This window comes from Oleiphilus sp. HI0061 (genome assembly GCF_001635675.1).
On record NZ_LWFE01000677.1, the window covers coordinates 1 to 782 of the forward strand.

General features: G+C 48.5%; 1 protein-coding gene. It reads left to right on the forward strand.

The features are described from left to right. On the forward strand, positions 1-782 hold a 782-nt coding region (locus A3735_RS08510; RefSeq protein WP_156499537.1), incomplete at both ends, for a VWA domain-containing protein.

Sequence of the window (782 nt, forward strand, 5' to 3'; positions counted from 1 at the left end):
ACGGTGATGCACGAGCCGAGTTCTGATGGCCATGATGAAGACCAGTATGGCTTATTGATGGTGATGCCGCCCCAGGAGAAATTCGCTGAGGATGACTCTCAAGATCGAAATCTGGTTTTGGTGCTGGATGTTTCGGGTAGTATGCAGGGTGCTTCGATACAACAGGCTAAAGTGGCCTTGTTAAAAGCGCTCGACCAGTTAGAAGAAGATGACTTCTTTAACCTGATCTGGTTTAACAATCGTGCTATGTCTTTGTTTCCTATCAGTCAGCAAGCTTCTGCTCGTAACTTATCAATCGCAAGACACAAAGTGAATCAGCTCAATGCGAATGGTGGTACTAACATGCTACCAGCCTTGAATATCGCGCTTCAAAGTTCTGAGGAATCTCTGTCAGCACTTCGGCAAGTTGTCTTTATCACCGACGGTGCTGTCAGTAACGAAGCGGAACTGTTTACCATGATCCGGCAAGAGCTTGGCCATAGTCGTTTGTTTACGGTGGGTATAGGGTCTGCCCCGAACAGCTACTTTATGCGCAAGGCAGCACAGGCCGGTCGTGGTTCTTTTACTTACATTTCTCAGCCAGAGAGTGTTGAAGAAAGGATAAGCGAGTTATTTACTCGCCTGGCAGCACCGGCCCTAAGTGATGTGTCGATAGACTTCCAGGGTTATGAGGTCGAGATGCTTCCGAGCCCCTTACCCGATGTCTACGCAGGTGAGCCTTTGTATGCAGCATTTAGAGCAGAGCATATGCCTGAATATGCGACGCTGTCAGGGAAAATCGC